At 73.6% G+C, this 15,030-nt stretch carries 13 protein-coding genes and 1 pseudogene; 10 read left to right on the plus strand and 4 right to left on the minus strand.

Annotation, left to right across the window (positions count from 1 at the left end; all coding sequences use genetic code 11):
• Nucleotides 1-19: 19 nt before the first annotated feature.
• The 4 genes from IE217_RS15560 to IE217_RS15575 all read left to right on the plus strand — a co-directional run bounded on the left by IE217_RS15560 (nt 20) and on the right by IE217_RS15575 (nt 7,145).
• The gene (locus tag IE217_RS15560) at nt 20-1,438 is read left to right on the plus strand and encodes an APC family permease (protein WP_190178443.1); all 1,419 of its coding nucleotides are present in this window, start codon (nt 20-22) and stop codon (nt 1,436-1,438) included.
• Nucleotides 1,439-1,585: 147 nt separating this feature from the next.
• Nucleotides 1,586-4,240, plus strand: a complete 2,655-nt coding sequence (locus IE217_RS15565; protein WP_190178444.1) for a CocE/NonD family hydrolase — start codon at nt 1,586-1,588, stop codon at nt 4,238-4,240.
• Nucleotides 4,237-5,109, plus strand: a complete 873-nt coding sequence (locus IE217_RS15570; protein ID WP_190178445.1) for an ABC transporter permease — start codon at nt 4,237-4,239, stop codon at nt 5,107-5,109. Before IE217_RS15565 ends, IE217_RS15570 begins: the two co-directional genes overlap by 4 nt.
• A 110-nt stretch (nt 5,110-5,219) precedes the next feature.
• The gene (locus IE217_RS15575) at nt 5,220-7,145 is read left to right on the plus strand and encodes an AMP-dependent synthetase/ligase (RefSeq protein ID WP_190178446.1); all 1,926 of its coding nucleotides are present in this window, start codon (nt 5,220-5,222) and stop codon (nt 7,143-7,145) included.
• A 52-nt stretch (nt 7,146-7,197) separates the two neighbouring features.
• Here IE217_RS15575 and IE217_RS15580 read toward each other — a convergent pair whose 3' ends face one another.
• A complete protein-coding gene (locus IE217_RS15580) occupies nt 7,198-7,599 on the minus strand; it encodes a rodlin (RefSeq protein ID WP_190178447.1) in 402 nt (133 codons plus the stop codon).
• 249 nt (nt 7,600-7,848) lie between these two features.
• On the opposite strand from IE217_RS15580, the gene IE217_RS15585 reads away from it, so the two are divergent.
• From IE217_RS15585 to IE217_RS15595, 3 genes are all read left to right on the plus strand, one after another.
• Entirely contained in the window at nt 7,849-8,244 is a 396-nt protein-coding gene (locus IE217_RS15585; protein WP_190178448.1) for a rodlin, read from the plus strand.
• Nucleotides 8,245-8,497: 253 nt separating this feature from the next.
• On the plus strand, nt 8,498-8,725 hold the full coding sequence (gene chpD, locus IE217_RS15590; RefSeq protein ID WP_190178449.1) for a chaplin ChpD: 228 nt from the start codon (nt 8,498-8,500) through the stop codon (nt 8,723-8,725).
• A gap of 132 nt (nt 8,726-8,857) precedes the next feature.
• Entirely contained in the window at nt 8,858-9,466 is a 609-nt protein-coding gene (locus tag IE217_RS15595; RefSeq protein ID WP_229865315.1) for a chaplin, read from the plus strand.
• A 393-nt stretch (nt 9,467-9,859) separates the two neighbouring features.
• Here the strand turns inward: IE217_RS15595 and IE217_RS15600 are convergent, their stop codons facing one another.
• The 3 genes and pseudogenes from IE217_RS15600 to IE217_RS15610 all read right to left on the minus strand — a co-directional run bounded on the left by IE217_RS15600 (nt 9,860) and on the right by IE217_RS15610 (nt 12,837).
• Entirely contained in the window at nt 9,860-11,119 is a 1,260-nt protein-coding gene (locus IE217_RS15600) for a carboxylate--amine ligase (protein ID WP_229865316.1), read from the minus strand.
• Nucleotides 11,120-11,434: 315 nt separating this feature from the next.
• Nucleotides 11,435-11,803 (minus strand): annotated as a pseudogene (locus tag IE217_RS15605) (murein biosynthesis protein MurJ); the annotation flags it as partial.
• Between the two features lie 11 nt (nt 11,804-11,814).
• Nucleotides 11,815-12,837, minus strand: a complete 1,023-nt coding sequence (locus IE217_RS15610) for a serine/threonine-protein kinase (RefSeq protein WP_190178450.1) — start codon at nt 12,835-12,837, stop codon at nt 11,815-11,817.
• 226 nt (nt 12,838-13,063) lie between these two features.
• Here IE217_RS15610 and IE217_RS15615 point away from each other — a divergent pair, with 226 nt between their 5' ends.
• The 3 genes from IE217_RS15615 to IE217_RS15625 all read left to right on the plus strand — a co-directional run bounded on the left by IE217_RS15615 (nt 13,064) and on the right by IE217_RS15625 (nt 14,955).
• The gene (locus IE217_RS15615; protein ID WP_190178451.1) at nt 13,064-13,303 is read left to right on the plus strand and encodes a chaplin; all 240 of its coding nucleotides are present in this window, start codon (nt 13,064-13,066) and stop codon (nt 13,301-13,303) included.
• A 273-nt stretch (nt 13,304-13,576) separates the two neighbouring features.
• A complete protein-coding gene (locus tag IE217_RS15620; RefSeq protein WP_190178452.1) occupies nt 13,577-14,422 on the plus strand; it encodes a hypothetical protein in 846 nt (281 codons plus the stop codon).
• 251 nt (nt 14,423-14,673) lie between these two features.
• A complete protein-coding gene (locus tag IE217_RS15625) occupies nt 14,674-14,955 on the plus strand; it encodes a hypothetical protein (RefSeq protein WP_190178453.1) in 282 nt (93 codons plus the stop codon).
• Nucleotides 14,956-15,030: the final 75 nt, after the last annotated feature.

Here is a 15,030-nt window from a genome sequence, read left to right on the forward strand (position 1 = left end):
AGTCGATCGGAACCGCCGCATGACCGACACGCTCCGCCCTGTCGACCAAGCCGCCTCAGGGGACCTCGGTGCCCCCGCACAGGCGACGGACAGCCCCAAGACGCTCAAGCGTTCCATCGGGGTGGTCGGTGGCACACTCCTGACCCTCTCGTGCGTGACGCCCGCCTCCACGCTCTTCGTGGTCGTGCCCGACCTGTTCGGCTCGCTCGGCACCGCCACCGCCCTCACCATCGCCATCGGCTCCCTCCTCTGTATCGCCGTGGCGTTCTGCTACTCCGAGCTCGGCACCCTCATCCCGAGCGCGGGCGGCGAGTACGCCATGGTGTCCACGATGGCCGGACGGCTGGCCGGCTGGCTGGTCTTCGTGCTGTCCCTGCTGGTGGTCATGATCGTGCCGCCGGTGATCGCGATGGGCACCGCCGACTACCTGGCGCCGATCGCGCACCTCGACCCGGCGATGACGGGCGCCGGCGTCATGCTGCTCGCCACCCTCGCCGGCCTGCTCGACCTGCGGGCCAACGCCTGGATCACCGGCATCTTCCTGGTGCTGGAGGTCATCGCGGCCGGCGTGGTGGCCATGCTCGGCTTCGCGCACAGCCACCGGGGCGTCGACAGCCTGGTCTCCATGCAGGTCGCCGGCCCCAACGGCCACACCGACGCCGTCACCGGGATGCTCGTCATCTCCGGGCTCGCCATCGCCCTCTTCGCCACCCAGGGCTTCTCGACGGCCGTCTACCTCTCCGAGGAGCTGGAGCACCCGCGCCGCAACGTCGCCCGCACGGTCCTGGCCACCCTCGCCATCTCCTCCGTGATCATCATCGTGCCGGTCGCCGCCATCACCATGGGCGCCTCCGACATCAAGGAACTGACCAGCGGCGACCTGAGCGCCATGGTGACCGCCTGGTCCAACTCCGCCGTCGGCACCTTCGTCAGCCTCTGCGTGGCCCTCGCCATCATCAACGCGGGCATCGTCATGGTCATCCAGAACTCCCGCGTGCTGTTCGCCTCCGCCCGCGACAAGGCCTGGCCCGAGCCCGTCAACAACGTCTTCTCCAAGCTCGGCCGCTTCGGCTCCCCCTGGGTCGCCACCCTCGCGGTGGGCGTGCCCGGCGCGCTGCTCTGCTTCGTCAACCTCGACACCCTCTACGGCGTCACCGGCGTCTCCGTGACCGGCATGTACCTGCTCGTCGCGATCGCCGCGCTGCTGGCCCGGCGCGGCCACCACAAGCACACGCCCGCCTGGCGCATGCCGCTGTGGCCGGCCATGCCGATCCTGCTGATCGTGGTGCTGGCGTACATCCTCAGCCAGCAGGAGGTCACCTACCTGCTGTGGACCGGCGGCATCACCGCGGTAGCCACCCTCTACTGGGCCTTCTACCTCCGCCCCCGCCGCGACACCCGCTGGCTGGTGTCGATCCCGGAGGACGCCCAGGTCTGAGCCCCGCCCGGGCTCCGAGCGTCGCCCCGCCGCCCCGTTGTACCGCGTCCGCGGTACGGCGGGGCGGCGCCGTACTCCCGGGGGAGGGGGCGGGGTTCCGTCCACAGGCCGCACCGGATGTCGGCGGCGGCCCGTACCGTGGAGGGCATGGATCTTCGACTGCCCGGACTGCGCGGGCTGCTTCGGGGGCCCCGGCGGTGGTGGGCCGCCGGGGCCGCCGCCGTCCTGCTCGCCGGCGCGGGCACCTGGACGGCGGCCGCCGGCGGCGACCCGCCCCGGGTGCACCGCGCCGACCGGGTCGTCGGCACGGCCGACGGGGTCCGCATCGACACCTCGTACTTCACCCCCGCGGACGCGGGCCGCCACCCCGCGATCCTGCTGGGGCACGGCTTCGGCGGCAGCAAGGACGACGTACGGCAACAGGCCGAGGACCTCGCCCGCGACGGCTACGCGGTGCTGACCTGGTCCGCGCGCGGCTTCGGCAGGTCCACCGGCCGGATCGGGCTCAACGACCCCAAGGCCGAGGTCGCCGACGTCTCCAAGCTGATCGACTGGCTGGCCCGGCAGCCCCAGGTCCGCCTCGACCGGCCCGGAGACCCGCGCGTGGGCGTCGCCGGCGCCTCCTACGGCGGAGCGGTCTCCCTGCTCGCCGCCGGGTACGACCACCGGGTGGACGCCATCGCCCCGGCGATCACCTACTGGAACCTCGCGGACGCCCTCTTCCCGAACGGCGTGTTCAAGAAGCTCTGGGCGGGCGTCTTCTTCAACTCCGGCGGCGGCTGCGCGAAGTTCGAACCCGAGCTGTGCCGGATGTACCAGCGGGTCGCCGAGTCCGGCAGGCCCGACGCGCGGGCACGCGCGCTCCTCGAAGCGCGCTCGCCGTCCGCCGTCGCCGGGCGCATCAAGGTGCCGACCCTGCTGGTGCAGGGCCAGACCGACTCCCTCTTCCCGCTCGGCCAGGCCGACGCCGCCGAGCGGGCCATCCGCGCGGGCGGCGCCCCCGTGGACGTGGACTGGATCGCGGGCGGCCACGACGGCGGGGACATGGAGAGCGCCCGGGTCCAGGCGCGCGTGCGGGCCTGGTTCGACCGCTACCTCAAGGGCGACACCCACGCGGCCACCGGCCCAGCCTTCCGCGTCACCCGCACCGGAGGCGTCGACTCCACCGACGGCGCCGCCCTGCTGCGCGGCGCGAGCGCGAACGCCTACCCCGGTCTCGAGAGCGGCCGGCGCTCGTTCCCGCTGCGCGGCGGCCCCCAGCGCTTCGAGAACCCGCCGGGCGGGAACCCGCCGGCCGTGTCCTCCCTGCCCGGCCTCGGCGGCGCGGGCGGCGGCCTCGCCCAGCTCTCCGCGCTCGGCGTCGGCGTCTCCCTGGACTTCCCCGGGCAGTACGCCCACTTCGACTCCGCCCCCCTCACCGGCGACCTGCGCGTCACCGGATCGCCCACGGTGACCGTCCATGTGACGTCGACCGCCGACGACGCGGTGCTCTTCGCCAAGGTCTACGACGTCGGGCCCGGCGGCACCCGCCCCGTGCTGCCCTCCCAGCTGGTCACCCCCGTCCGGGTCCAGGGTGCCAAGGCGGGCAAGGACGTCACCCTGACCCTCCCGGCCGTCGACCACGAGGTGCAGAAGGGCCACCGGCTCCGCCTGGTCCTCGCCTCCACCGACCTCGGCTACGCCTCCCCGGCCGCCCCGGCGACGTACACCGTGTCCCTCAGGAGCGACCTGAGGGTGCCGACCGCGCCCGGCGTGACCACGGCGGCCACCCCGCTGCCCGCGTGGGTGTGGTGGCTGCCGGCCGCCGGCGCCGTGATCGCGCTCGCCCTGCTGCTGACCTCCCGCCGCCGCACCGCCGCCCCCGCCCCCGACCCCGCACTGGCCGGCGTCCCCCTCCAGATCACCGACCTGAGCAAGCGGTACGCCCGCTCCGCCGACCGGTACGCCGTGCGGGAGCTGTCCTTCCGGGTGGAGCAGGGCCAGGTGCTCGGCCTGCTCGGGCCCAACGGCGCCGGAAAGACCACCACCCTGCGCATGCTCATGGGCCTGATCCGGCCGGACGGCGGCGAGATCCGCGTCTTCGGCCACGCGATCCGGCCCGGTGCGCCGGTGCTCTCCCGGGTCGGCGCCTTCGTCGAGGGCGCGGGCTTCCTGCCGCACCTGTCCGGCCGGGAGAACCTCGAGCTGTACTGGCGGGCCACCGGCCGCCCGGCCGAGGACGCCCACCTCGACGAGGCGCTGGAGATCGCCGGCCTCGGCGACGCGCTCGCCCGCGCGGTGCGCACCTACTCCCAGGGCATGCGCCAGCGCCTGGCCATCGCCCAGGCCATGCTCGGCCTGCCCGACCTGCTGATCCTCGACGAGCCGACCAACGGCCTCGACCCGCCCCAGATCCGCGAGATGCGCGAGGTCATGATCAGGTACGCGGCAGCCGGCCGCACGGTGATCGTCTCCAGTCACCTGCTGGCCGAGGTCGAGCAGACCTGTACGCACCTGGTCGTCATGGACCGGGGGCGGCTGGTGCAGGCGGGGCCGGTCGGCGAGATCACCGGCTCCGGCGACACCCTGCTCGTCGGCACCGCGACACCCGTCGAGGAGCCGGTGGTGGAGAAGGTGGCCGCCCTGCCCGGCGTGGCCTCCGCCCTGCGCACCGACGACGGGCTCCTGGTCCGGCTGGAGTCCGGCGGCAGTGCCGAGGCGCTGGTCGTCGAGCTGGTGCGGCTGGAGGTGCCGGTCGCCTCCGTCGGACCGCACCGCCGCCTGGAGGACGCCTTCCTCACCCTGATCGGAGGTTCCGCATGAGCACGCTCACCGAGGACGACGTGTCCGCACAGGCCGCCTCCGGATACCGCAGGGGCAGCACCCTGCCCCTGCGGGTGGAGCTGGTGCGCCAGCTGAAGCGGCGCCGCACGCTGATCATGGGCGGCATCCTGGCCGCGCTGCCGTTCGTGCTCGCCGTCGCCTTCGCGATCGGCGGCAGCCCGGGCGACCGCAACGGCCGGGTGACGCTGATGGACACCGCCACCGCCTCCGGCGCCAACTTCGCCGCGGTCAACCTGTTCGTGTCGGCCGGCTTCCTGCTGGTCGTCCCCGTCGCCCTGTTCTGCGGGGACACGGTCGCCTCGGAGGCGAGCTGGTCCTCGCTGCGCTATCTGCTCGCCGCGCCCGTGCCCCGGGCCCGGCTGCTGTGGTCCAAGCTGGTGGTCGGACTCGGGCTGAGCCTGGCCGCGATGGTGCTGCTGCCCGTGGTCGCGCTCGGCGTGGGCACCGCCGTCTACGGCTGGGGTCCGCTGCGGATACCCACCGGTGGCGCACTGGACACGGCGACCGCGACCCAGCGCCTCGCGGTGGTCGTGGCCTACGTCTTCGTCTCCCAACTGGTCACCGCCGCCCTGGCGTTCTGGCTGTCGACCAAGACGGACGCGCCCCTCGGCGCGGTCGGCGGCGCGGTCGGGCTGACCATCGTGGGCAACGTGCTGGACGCGGTCACCGCCCTCGGTCACTGGCGCGACTTCCTGCCCGCGCACTGGCAGTTCGCCTGGGCCGACGCCGTGCAGCCGCACCCCGAGTGGTCCGGGATGATCCAGGGCACGGCGATCTCCGTGACCTACGCGCTGGTGCTGTTCGCGCTGGCCTTCAGGGGGTTCGCCCGCAAGGACATCGTGTCCTGACCGGGCCGCGGTCGTGGCCGGCCCATTGACCTTTCCTTACGCGTGAGTAAGTTTACTTCCCGGTAAGTACGTTCGGAAGGATCACAGCCCCACCGCGACCGGGAGCCGTCATGGGCGTACGCAGGGACTTGAAACGGGCACGTCGGCACGCCGATCTGGCGGCCCGCACCGAGACCGAGCTGGTCAGGGACGCCACCGGCCGGGTCCGGGAGGTGCGGACCGCCCCGATGGCCACCGCGCCCGCCGCCGGCAGCATGGCCGACCTGCCCTTCACCAACGCCGCCGAGGCGCCCGGCGACGTGGCCCTGCGCCGCCGGGTGAACGGCGCCTGGCGGCCGGTGACCGCCGCCGACTTCGCCCGCGAGGTCACCGACGTGGCCAAGGGACTGATCGCGTCCGGTCTCGAACCGGGCGGCCGGGTCGCGGTGATGTCCCGCACCCGTTACGAGTGGACGGTCCTGGACTTCGCGATCTGGGCGGCCGGCGGGCAGAGCGTGCCGGTCTACGCCACCTCGTCCGCCGAGCAGGTGGAGTGGATCGTCCGCGACTCGGGCGCCCGCCTCGTCGTCACCGAGAACGCCGAGAACGCGGCGACGGTCACCACCGGGACAGCCGGCCACGAACGGCCGCCGCGCCTGCTGCAGTTCGACGCGGGCGCCCTCGCCGAGCTGACCGCACTCGGCCGGGGCGTCTCCGACGAGGAGGTCACCAAGCGCCGTACGGCCCTGACGCCCGGCACCGCCGCCACCGTCTGCTACACCTCCGGCACCACCGGCCGGCCCAAGGGCTGCGTCCTCACCCACGCCAATCTGCACGCCGAGGCCGCCAACACCGTCGAGCTGCTGCACCCCGTCTTCAAGGCGGTCACCGGCCAGGTCGCCTCCACCCTGCTCTTCCTGCCGCTCGCCCACATCCTCGGCCGCACGCTGCAACTCGCCTGCCTCATGGCGCGGATCGAACTCGGTCACTGCCCGGGCATCAAGCCCGACGAACTGCGGCCGATGCTCAGGGAGTTCCGGCCGACCTTCCTGGTCGGGGTGCCGTATCTGTTCGAGAAGATCCACGACACCGGGCGTGCGACCGCCGAGAGGATGGGCCGGGGCGCCTCCTTCGACCGCGCCCACCGGATCGCGGTGCGCTTCGGCCGGGCCTACCTCGACAAGTTCACCGGCACCGGCAAGGGCAAGGGCGCGGGACCCGGCCTGTACGCGGCCTGGGCGCTGTACGACCTGCTGGTCTACCGCCGCATCCGCAAGGAGCTCGGCGGCCGCCTGCGTTACGCCATCAGCGGCGGCTCCCCGCTCGACCGCGACCTCAACCTCTTCTTCCTGGCCGCCGGGATCATGGTCTACGAGGGCTACGGTCTGACCGAGACGACCGCCGCCGCCACCATCGTCCCGCCGCTCGCCCCGCGCCCCGGCACGGTCGGCCTCCCGGTGCCCGGCACGGCCGTGCGCATCGCCGCCGACGGCGAGGTCCAGGTCAGCGGCCAGGTGGTCTTCGGGTCGTACCTGAACAACCCCGAGGCCACGAGCGCGGTGCTCCGCGACGGCTGGTTCAGCACCGGCGACCTCGGTTCGCTGGACGAGGACGGCTACCTCGCCATCACCGGGCGCAAGAAGGACATCATCGTCACCTCCGGCGGCAAGAACGTCTCCCCGGCCGTCCTGGAGGACCGGCTGCGCAGCCGGCCGCCGATCGGACAGTGCCTGGTCGTCGGCGACAACCGCCCGTTCGTCGCCGCGCTGATCACCCTCGACCCGGAGGCCGTCGCGCACTGGCTGTCCGTACGCGGGCTGCCCGCCGGGACGCCGATGTCCGAGGTGGTCCGCGACGCGCGCATGCGGGCCGACGTCCAAAAGGCCGTGGACCACGCCAACCGGGCCGTCTCACGCGCCGAGTCCATCCGTGCGTTCGCCCTGGTCGAGGGCGAGTTCACCGAGGAGAACGGGCTGCTGACCCCGTCCCTGAAGGTCAAGCGGCACGCGGCGGCAGCGGCGTACGCGCGTGAGATCGCGGAGCTCTACAGCAGCTGAGCGGGCCCCCGGACATCCGGTGACCCGCTCGGTCCGCCACCGCCCGGCCGGGTCAGTGACGGTCGGCCTCCGAGTTCTGGGACAGGATCGACACGTCCTGCAGCAGGTGCGCCAGGGCGCCGTCGCGCTTGGCCTGCGTGGAGTTCTCGGTGCACTGCTGGTTCATCTGGTCCGAGAGGACGTTCAGGTCCTGGACGTTCACGAGCTGGCCCACGCCCACCGGCAGGTCGCTGACGGCGATGCACGGCTTGTTGAAGGAACCCTGGATCAGCGCCATCTGCGGGCTCATGTTCCCGTACGTGGTGGAGTTGCCGAAGCTCTGCCACGAACCGTTTCCGTTGGCAGCGGTCGGCCCGCTGTCGTTGCCGATCGCCAGCGCCTGCGGAGCCGCGGCAGCGGTGGCGCCCATGGCGGAAGCGGCGATGGCCGCGGTGGCAACAATCTTCTTGATCACTGGCCAGATCCTTTCTGAGGAAACCCCGTCCACCGGAGCGTTCTGGTCAACTGTCCGACCGCGGCCTGGTTTCTCCCCTTCACTCGCACGGTGGAGAAGGCGAAATGCTCGTGTGTTTGTTGGACTCCGTGATTTTCGGGCGCTTCGGGAGCCCGTGCGGGCCAACTGGGTGAACCCCCGCAACCAAACCCCGCACCTCGTGTTGATGAGGCCGTAGGACCTGCGTCGCTACGAGGAAAGGAACGCGCAGTGCTCAAGAAGGCAATGGTCGCCGCGGCGGCCGCCGCTTCTGTCGTCGGAATGTCGGTGGCGGCCGCTCCCGCGGCGCTTGCCATCGGGAACGACAACGGCCCGACCGTCGCGAACGGCAATGACGCCATCTCGGCGTTCGGCAACTCGGCGACGAAGGGCAACATGAGCCCGCAGCTCTCGCTGGTCCAGGGCACTCTCAACAAGCCGTGCCTCGGTCTGGACGACACCAACGTCGGTGTCCTGCAGGTCGTCAACGTCCAGGACGTGAACGCCCTGGCGGACCAGCTGAACCAGCAGTGCTCGGACAACTCCACCCAGGCCAAGCGCGACGGCGCGCTGTCGCACGTCCTGGAGAACCTGTCGGTCCTCTCGGCCAACGGTGAGGGACACTGAGCCGGTTCCGGCCGGGCTCGGGCCGTCCGCTGCTCCGACTGCGGCCTGCCTGGGCTTTTTCCAAGAAGTCTTTTCCCCCGACCAGTCGAGGGTGAAGCGTAGGGTCGCGCGGGGCAGTCGAGTGAATTGTCCGGCAACTGGTGTTCCGCGGTTACCCATTACGTCTATTCCTCGTTCAGTGCCGCGACCCTCACGTCGTGCTCACTCGGTTTTCGACCGTCACCGGGGCATGGCCCCGCAGAAGGGAACATTCATGAAGAAGAGCGCTGCTGTCGTCACCGGTGCCATCATGGCCCTGGGCATGGCCGCCCCCGCCTTTGCCGACGCCGGCGCGGAGGGCGCGGCCGTCGGTTCGCCGGGCGTGCTCTCCGGCAACGTCATCCAGGTTCCTGTGCACATCCCCGTCAACGCGTGCGGCAACACCGTGGACGTCATCGCCCTGCTGAACCCGGCGTTCGGCAACGCCTGCGTCAACGGCTGACACCTCAGTCGCGCCGGCGCCCCGGCCGCGACCGGCCGGCCTCGGAGGACGATCCCTCGTTCCCGGGCCGGCCTTCCACTTCCCCACGTTCTTCAAGCGCCCATGTGCGGCTTTGAGCAGGAAGACAAGATATTGCGACAGACCCTGACCAGGGGAGTGTTCGCGGCGGCCGCCGCGACGAGCGCGCTTTCCCTGTACGGCAGCCCCGCCCTCGCCGACTCGAACGCGGACGCCGTCGCCAATGGCTCGCCCGGCCTGCTCTCCGGCAACAGCGTCCAGGCCCCCGTCGAGGTGCCCGTCAACGTCTGCGGCAACACCGTCGATGCGGCCGCGGCGCTCAACCCGGCCTTCGGCAACAAGTGCTCCAACGTCTCGGAGAAGAAGACCGAGCACCGCTCCAAGCCGCCGTCCGGCGCCGACGAGTGCCCGGGCTACGGCTCGGAGAACGACCACGGATACGGCGTCGACTGCTCCACGCCGCCGCTCACCCGCGTGGAGACGCCGCTGACCAGGCAAACGGCGCCTCCCACGCACGTGGAGACGCCGCTGACCAGGCAAACGGCGCCTCCCACGCACGTGGAGACGCCGCTGACCAGGCGCACGGCGCCCCCCACGCACGCGGTCCAACAGCCGCCGCAGATGGCCGAGACCGGCAGCGGGACCCTGCTGGCGACCTCCGCCGCCAGCGCCGTGCTCCTCGCCGCCGGCACGGTCCTGTACCGCCGCGGCGCCCACCGCTAGCCCGCGCCGCAGGGGCGGTCCCTCCACGGGCCGCCCCTGACGCGTGCTCAGCCGCCCGTCGAGGGCGGCGCGGTCGTCCGCCCGGCTGCCGGACACCGGCACCGGAAACCGCGCCGGGCGCCGCGGGAGCCCCGTACGCACGTGGCGCCGCACGCGACGCACCGGCGCCGCCGCCGCACAGCCGGCACGGTGCGCGAAGCGCGGACGGTCTCGACGCTCACGGCTCCGGCTCGGGGAACGTCCCGCGGGGCATGCGCTCCCCGCCGGCAGGCCATGGGCCGGCCGGCCGAGGACGCTCAGGTCGAGCCCGCGGCTGCGGCGTGGGTGCGATGGACAGGCCGTAGGCGATGGACAGGCCGCAGGGGTCCGCGTCCACCGCCGGCAGGGCGCGCATCAGCAACTGCTCGCTTTCTCCTCGTCGGTCGGCAGGGGAGCGGCCGGTCCGTGGCCCGCGCGCACCGGTGCCTGTGCCGCGGCTGTCCCGCCCAGCCGCCTGCGCAGCCGGCCGGCCGCATGGCGGATCCACAGCGCCCACATCGCGCGCCCCGGCGCGAGATCGTCCCGGGCGTGCCAGGCGAGCTCGCGTCCGCCCGGCGCCGGCCGCAGCGCGGCGAGCGGCGCGTAGTTCTCCACCACGAACTCCCGCCCTACCAGTGCCTGACCGTGCGGCAGCGGACGGCCCGTCAGGTCCAGGTGCAGGGCCCGTACGACGTCCAGGCCGGCGCTGTCGGCGAACAGCCGGAACTGGGCGCCGGGGCGCGGATTGAAGTCGAGCAGGTGGTAGCGGCCCGTCGCGCCGCAGCGGCGGAAGTCGAGGTCGAGGATGCCGCGGTAGCCCAGCTCACCGATCAGCCGCTCGGCCAGCGCCCGCACCTGCGGGTTGGGGCTCCAGAAGCCCACCGCGGTCAGCCCGGCGCCGCGCGGCCACGCCTGCTGTTTGCTGCCCAGGCCGCCCGCGCGCACGGCGCCCGAGCGGTCGGCGTATCCGTGGAAGAACCAGTCGCGGTGCGGGCCCGGCGGCAGATACGCCTGGAGCACCAGCCGGCTGCCCGCCTCGGCGGAGCGCGCGTACAGCTCCCCGGCCTGCCGGGTGGAGCGCACCAGCACGGTGCCGCGCAGCCCGGATCCGGCCGGAAGCAGCCAGGGCCTGCTCCATTTCGCCACCATCGGCAGCCCCAGCCGCCAGGCCGCGCCCGTGGCCTGCGCGGGGCTGTCCGGGACCAGCGTCACCGGGTGCGGGACGTCCACCGAGGCGCACACGGTGACGAGTTCGGCCTTGTCGGCGACGCGTTCGGGCAGCCCGCGCGGGGTCGCGGGCAGCAGGTAGGCGGGCGTGAGCTCGTCCCGCAGCCGGTCCACCGCGACCGCGCTCGCGTCGTCCATCGGCACGAGGACCGCGGGACGGCCGAGGCGTCCGGCGACGCGCAGTAGCGCGCGCGAGATCTCGCCCGGGGAGGCGCCGGGCGGCGGCGGGGGATGCATCTGCCGTACGAAGCGCGAACGGCGGACCGGGCCGCCCGTGGAATCGGCCACGACGTGGACCTCCACACCGGCTCTGCCGAGTGAGCGTACGGCTCCCAGCGTGCCGTGGTGGAAGGGGTCGCGGTCGATCCGCAGCAGTACGGCGGGGACGCGGGTGTCGAGCAGCGGCACGGATCGTTCTCTTCTCTCGGATCGGCTCACCCGCACGGGGGAGCGGGGCACTCGGACGCCACAGCGGCGGTGGCGGGGTGGTCCCGGCTGTGCCCGACCTGCGGGTGAGGGACCGTCAAATCGTGGTTCCGCGATGACGATGGGTCAGCGGTGAGCACGGGCCCGGGTGGAGCGAGGAAAGGGTCAGGGATGGCTGTCGCACAGCACGGCGGAAGACGGCGGCCGGCCGTCGTCGCGGCGGCGGTCGCCGCGTCCGCCGCCCTGGCGTCGGGCCCCGCCGCGTGGGCGACCCCGGCCGACCCGGCACCACCGGCGGCAGGGCATCAGCGACAGGGTCATCGGGATCTGGGCCACCTTCTGCGCGTAGTTCAGGTGCGAGATGGCCCCGGCGGGCAGCGTGGAGGCGAGGAAGCGCTCGATGAGGACCTGCGACTGACGGCACAGCGCGAACAGCAGCACCGAGGCGAGCAGGGCCGAGTCCACCGGGCGGGCGGGGGACCCGGCCGCCGCCGGTCCTGTCACGGTCGCGCGGTCCGCGCGACCGGTCCTCGCCCTCCGGCCGCGAGCCGGGACGCGTGTTCTCAACTCCTCCCAGAGGGACGGCACCTGCACCGCCACCATGGCCAGCCCGCCCACCGCGACCCCGGCCGCAGCCGAGCGCACCCCCCAGGAGCCGCCCAGGAGGGGGACGCGCCTCACCGCCCGGCGCCGACGGCCGCGAAGGGGACGCCGGCCCAGGGCGTGTCCGGCGGGGAGACCGGGCGGAAGGCCGGCCGGTCACCGCTGTACGCCGGGGCCGGGCCCAGGCCGGACCCGTCGGAGTCGTGGCCGGGCGTGCCCGCGCACGCCGGGACGCGCGCCGCGGGAGCCGTACCCGGCTCGGCGATCGTGGAGTTCAGGACGCCGTCGCCCGGGTCGCCGGGACCGATGAGGAGGGCGGACGTGCGGGTGGGCGCGGGCCGCGCACGCCAGGGACGGCCGCGGCCGGAGGCGCCGGCGCGTTCCGCCGTCACGGTGAGGGAGTCGCCCCTGTCGCCCCTGTCGCCCCGGTCGCCGTCGTGCGCCACCCGGCCCACGCGTCCGCCCGAGCCCGCGCGGAAGGCCGGGCCGCGCGGCCGGACCCGCTGTCCCGCGCGGGAGTCCGGCACGCTGAAGCCGTCCCGAAGGGCGACGCGCCGCAGCGGCTCCGCCGCCCTCCTGGACGCCGCCCTCCCGTGCGCCGCCGCCGGCGTCCGGCCACCCCAAGCGCCGCCCGCAGTCCGGCCCTTGGCCGCGTCGGCCCGGGCGACGGCGCAGAGGCCGCCCTCGCTCGCGGGCACCAGACGGGTGACGTCCGCCGAGGCGGCCTCGCGGGCGTCGGCGCCCCGCGCCACGCGGTGGCCGGCGGCAGTGTCCGCGAGCACCTCCTCGTACTGCCCCCCGGGTTCGGCGAACAGCACGCGCGCGTCCTCGGCGGCTGGCCTCTGCTCGCCCGCCCTCAGGTTGCCGTCCCAGTACGGGTGTTCGTACGCGGCGCGGGCGTCCGGGGGCGGACGCAGTCCCGCGCGGGATGAGCCGTGGGTGCTGGGGTCGTCGTCGACGTCGACGTGGGTCATGGCGAAGTCGCCGTTCGGGGTGGCGACCGCGGTGCCCGGGGAGCCGCAGGGCGGGCGGAGCGCGGCGCGCGCGCGGGTGCCCACCGTCGCACGGCGCAACTGCGGTCCCGGGGAATGGCGCATGACCGTCGGGCCTTTCGAGGCGGATGGGCGGTGGTGCCAGGGTCCGCAACTCTAGTCATCAAGCGGGCTAATTACTCCAAACCCGACAAGTGTGTCGGAATGGTGAAGCTGGTCATCTTTCGAGATCACCCGTTCGGCGGCACAACTCACGCGGGCGTCACGCGTTGACACAGCGCCGGGCAACCCCGCCCGGGTGTTTTTGTGTCAACCCAAGGAGCACCTCTCCATGTCGCGTATCGCCAAGGGCCTGGTCCTGTCCTCCGTCGCCGCCGTGGCTGTCGCCGGCGGTGCCGGCATCGCCTCCGCGGACAGCGGCGCGAGCGGCCTCGCCGCCAACTCGCCGGGCGTGGCGTCGGGCAACGTCATCCAGGTTCCGGTCCACGTTCCGGTCAACGTCTGCGGCAACACCATCAACGTGATCGGCCTGCTGAACCCGGCGTTCGGCAACGCCTGCGTCAACGGCTGACGTCGGCGCGCCTCCCTTCGGCCGGCCGTCTGCCCCGGTTCCCCGTGGGTGGGCGGCCGCTCGCGCGTGCCCGGGCCGCCGCCGTCACCGCGGACGACGCCCTTCCCCCGAACGGTCGCCGCGCACCCGAATGGAGTTGACCCACCGTTTACTGAGGCAGGACGCGGCGGGAGTGCCGGCGGCCGGACGAGCGCGGGCTTGCGCGCGGTTGCACGGGGCGGCAAGCGCTTCCACGGTGAGTCCAGGATCCGAGGCTCACCGAAAGGAACCCCCATGCGTGGTCTGTCCGCACGGCGCATCGCGTCCTGCGCACTCACCGTCGCCTTCCTGGCCGGGGTCAGCGGTCCGGCCGCCATGGCGGCGGACTCGGCCCGCGAGCACAGCCATGCGGCGTCACCCCGAGCGCCCCTGCCCGGAGCGGACCGGCTCCTCGCCCAGGTCCACAGCCTGCGCGACCCCGACGGCCGGCTCGCTCCGGTCACCGACCTGCTGACGGCCGTACTGCGCTCCGACCACGGCAAGCTCTCCGCCGCCGACGCCAAGAGGCTCGGCGACGCGGCGAAGCGCGCCCTCGGCGAGGCCACGGCCCCGGCGGCACCCACGGCGTCCGCCACGCCCACGGCCACCGCCAAGCCGACGGCGTCCGCCTCGCCGGCCGCCCCGGCCCCGGCGCCCGCCGCGAGCGGTGTGCTGCTGCCCGCGCCCGCCAAGCACGCGGCCGGCTCACGAGCCGTCGGGCAGCGCGCCGCCGACCCCACGTCCGACGCCCTGGCCGCCGTGCAGAAGGCGCTCGACAACCTGCTGAAGACGGTCACCTCCGGTGACGTCAGCCAGGTGCTCCCGGCGGTCACCGGCCTGGTGAACGAGCTGATCGGCCTGGTCACCGCGACCCTCTCCGGCAACGGCCTGTCCACCCCGACGGCCGCCACCACCGCCACCGCCTCGACCCTTCCGGCCCTGACGGTCCCGGACGTCACCGTGCCCGAGATCACGGTGCCGGACGTCACCGTGCCCGACGTCACGATCCCCGACATCACCCTGCCCGCCGCGGCGGCGACGGTGACCGCGACCACGACCACCACCACGACGAGCACCACGTCGACGACCCCGGCGACCTGACGCGGGCGTACCAACCGCCGGCCGCCGCACCGCCCCCGCGTGGGCCGGCGCGGCGGCCGTCCGCGTGCGCCCGCGCGGATTCGCCCGGCGGCGGAACTCACGGGCCGCGGACCACCGGCGGGTCCGCGGTGGCGGATCTCATATGACGACTCGGCAATCGGTCGCGGCGGGGTTTCCAGGCCGCCTGAGGCTCGTTGGACACGGCGACGCAATCGCCGTGGTGACCCCGAGTCGCCGGAGAAAGGAGCACCATGAAGTCCCTCAAGGCCGCCGCCGTCCTCGCCGGGTCCCTGGCCCTCGCCGGCGCCGCCGCGCCCGCGTTCGCCTACAACGCCTCCGACGCCACGCCCACCAGCCTCAACGGCGCCGTCAACACCCTCACCAAGGGCCCCCTGGACGTCATGCCGCTGCAGCACCAGTCGCACGCGCTGGACTCCGAGAAGAAGGGCACGGTGCTCAACACCGTGAAGGGCGCGACCAAGACCCTGAACTCCAGCAAGTCGCTGCTCGGCGGCATCCCGCTGGGCGGCTGACCCGGGCGCCCCTCGCACCGGCCGGATCGTCGTACCACTGCGGCACTCGGGGGAATCCCGCGCTGGTTCCCGAGC

The sequence above is a fragment of the Streptomyces naganishii JCM 4654 genome (genome assembly GCF_014650575.1).
Taxonomy (GTDB): Bacteria; Actinomycetota; Actinomycetes; order Streptomycetales; family Streptomycetaceae; genus Streptomyces; species Streptomyces naganishii.

Coding starts and splice junctions, on each gene's coding strand:
- IE217_RS15560 (WP_190178443.1), top strand. CDS start 20: ATGACCGACACGCTCCGCCCTGTCGACCAAGCCGCCTCAGGGGACCTC.
- IE217_RS15565 (WP_190178444.1), top strand. CDS start 1,586: ATGGATCTTCGACTGCCCGGACTGCGCGGGCTGCTTCGGGGGCCCCGG.
- IE217_RS15570 (WP_190178445.1), top strand. CDS start 4,237: ATGAGCACGCTCACCGAGGACGACGTGTCCGCACAGGCCGCCTCCGGA.
- IE217_RS15575 (WP_190178446.1), top strand. CDS start 5,220: ATGGGCGTACGCAGGGACTTGAAACGGGCACGTCGGCACGCCGATCTG.
- chpD (WP_190178449.1), top strand. CDS start 8,498: ATGAAGAAGAGCGCTGCTGTCGTCACCGGTGCCATCATGGCCCTGGGC.
- IE217_RS15610 (WP_190178450.1), bottom strand. CDS start 12,837: ATGCGCCATTCCCCGGGACCGCAGTTGCGCCGTGCGACGGTGGGCACC.
- IE217_RS15615 (WP_190178451.1), top strand. CDS start 13,064: ATGTCGCGTATCGCCAAGGGCCTGGTCCTGTCCTCCGTCGCCGCCGTG.
- IE217_RS15620 (WP_190178452.1), top strand. CDS start 13,577: ATGCGTGGTCTGTCCGCACGGCGCATCGCGTCCTGCGCACTCACCGTC.
- IE217_RS15625 (WP_190178453.1), top strand. CDS start 14,674: ATGAAGTCCCTCAAGGCCGCCGCCGTCCTCGCCGGGTCCCTGGCCCTC.